General features: G+C 53.5%; 2 protein-coding genes and 1 pseudogene. All 3 read right to left on the bottom strand.

The window, feature by feature from the left end; genetic code table 11:
* Positions 1 to 1,137: hypothetical protein (locus ACFFAR_RS31505; RefSeq protein WP_375509261.1), on the bottom strand; the 1,137-nt coding region annotated here is incomplete at its 3' end.
* Positions 1,138 to 1,143: 6 nt separating this feature from the next.
* Positions 1,144 to 1,836 (bottom strand): hypothetical protein, encoded by a 693-nt coding sequence (locus tag ACFFAR_RS31510; protein ID WP_375509262.1) that lies wholly within the window; start codon positions 1,834 to 1,836, stop codon positions 1,144 to 1,146.
* A gap of 99 nt (positions 1,837 to 1,935) precedes the next feature.
* Positions 1,936 to 2,134, bottom strand: a pseudogene (locus ACFFAR_RS31515) (hypothetical protein); the annotation flags it as partial.

Raw genomic sequence — 2,134 nt, forward strand, 5'->3', positions numbered from 1 at the left:
CGCCCTTGACCCGCCAAATCCACCCACTCCAAATTTAAAAGAGGCAAAGAAATTCTCAGTACTGTTCGGACCGGCGCCCCCAGATTGACCGAAGATTGAAATGTCCGGATAGCCGTCGAAATTGGCATCGATCAACTGCAGAACCTGATCGTTGGCAGCGAAGGGTATGTCGGAGTAGAAGTCGCGAATGATCTGGGCGCGCCGCTTGTTCTTCCGATCGATTACCTCAATGGCGACAGGTAATGCAGCAACCGACTCGTCTTCCCCCGGACGAAAAGCGACGCGGAAACTGAAATCGGTGGTCTCGGCTTTTTGTGCTACCCGCTTGACGTCGAAAACGTCGTCCCGGTTGATCCAGCCTCGCAAACGATTGCCATCTTGTGAGAACTGATCGACTTCGTACCATTGCGGACTGAGTGATAGAACTGCAACGAATTTTCCCGCGCCGATATCGCTGTGAGCCGAGTTGCGATCCGCAAGTGAAAAGACCGGCACGGCTCGTTTCAGATAGAGGATGTCGCGATACGCCTGTCGAGTCTCCAATGTGAAACGGTCGGATGCGTAGCTCACTTCGTATCGACTGACTACCCGACCGAACGCTCTTTCGTCGCATACGCCAAGCGCACAAGCACCTGTTTCGTCAGGAGTCGGCAGACGTTCCGGCTGAACGTGCTCGACCCCCAAGAATTTTTTCCGGGGCTGCCAATTGACCGTGAAGGACGTCTTGCTCCACGACAATGCAGCTTCGTAATCGGAACTGCCTATGTTGGTCCTGCAGAATGGATCAGACGGCGAGTAATCGTTCCAATCTGGAAAGGCATAGGCAATGCACAGCTTGTTGGCAGTATTCGGATCGGTCTGATAATCCTCGTTTACAAGAAAGGTGAGCTTGTTGAGGTTCGAGTCCGGATCGTGCGAGACCACTGCATAGGCGGCGTTCGCCGATTCGGGTATGGCATGCTCAAAGCGTTCGACGTATTCCTCGCCGGCAGGAGTGCGAGCTTTCTTGGGCGCAGATAGATAGGAGTCTGCATCAAGGTGATAGATACCCGGCACGAGAACGTCGGCAGCAAAAACAGAGCGGGTCAGCGCAGCGGCGATGGAAATTGCTACGGCGACAAAGATTTTGTTAGTCACGTTCAGTCAATCACTAGTAGCGTGGGAATTCGCAGGGGCAGACGGATCTGAGACCGCGTTCGCCGCCGGGGCGTCAGAAAATACGACTGACTGAAGAATCGACGTAACCATCCATAGGTCGTTATGTTTTGGGTCGATCAGCCATTCGACGGGCGTGTCTCCACACAATGCCTGTGCGTTATGGATCAGGCAGAAACTAAAAACGCGGGGGCGCCTTTCTTCATCGCCGGTTGTGGCATCGATGGTCAGTCCGACTCCTGTCCAATTTTTCCCTTTGAAGGTGACAGTCTGTGGGTTTGCGTTTTTGTCAAACGGTGTCAGACCAGGAGCTTCGGCTGATGGGTCGTATTGCAGCCATTTGTCACCGATTCTTTTGGCTCCCAACATCGCACCGACTTCATCGCTACTTGCGGCGCCACAAAAGAGACCGAAGCTCCTCAACACGCGATGAGCCTTCGCCCCCGTGTCGTGGACATCGTATATGCCCTGCTGAGACAGCGGGTCGTTGTGGTCAGGTACGTAAAAGCGCCCGCCAAACTTATTGGCTATGGTGAAGCGACACGCTCCAATGTTGTACTCCTCGCTTCCATCGCGGCCGGCTGCTTTAATGAGTGGGGAAACATCTCGAGCTACCGCCGTGTGAAGCGTGAACGACATGATCAATGTTGCGACGGATGAGCGGATAACGGTTTTCTTCATTGGGCCAACTCTGTAACTACAAACGATGTGCGATCTGGGAGATATAACTTTTGCTTTCATGCTTGGCATATGCTTCCCGAATCATCGGATCGCTAGCGCTTATGCTCGTCGGCGAGTCAAAAAGACCACCGACTGAAGGATCGTCTTCATCATCGATAAGTCGTTGTGTTTTGGGTTCGAGAGCCATGCCACAGGGGTGTTGCCGCACAACGCCTTTGCTTTGTGAATCAGGCAAAAGCTAACAACGCGGGGGCGCCTTTCTTCATCGCCGGTTGTGGCATCGATGGTCAGTCCGACT

Source organism: uncultured Caballeronia sp., from assembly GCF_964243625.1.
GTDB lineage: Bacteria > Pseudomonadota > Gammaproteobacteria > Burkholderiales > Burkholderiaceae > Caballeronia.

Bases quoted from the DNA above. Each gene is read 5' to 3' on its own strand.
- ACFFAR_RS31510 (WP_375509262.1), bottom strand. From the start codon at position 1,836: ATGAAGAAAACCGTTATCCGCTCATCCGTCGCAACATTGATCATGTCG.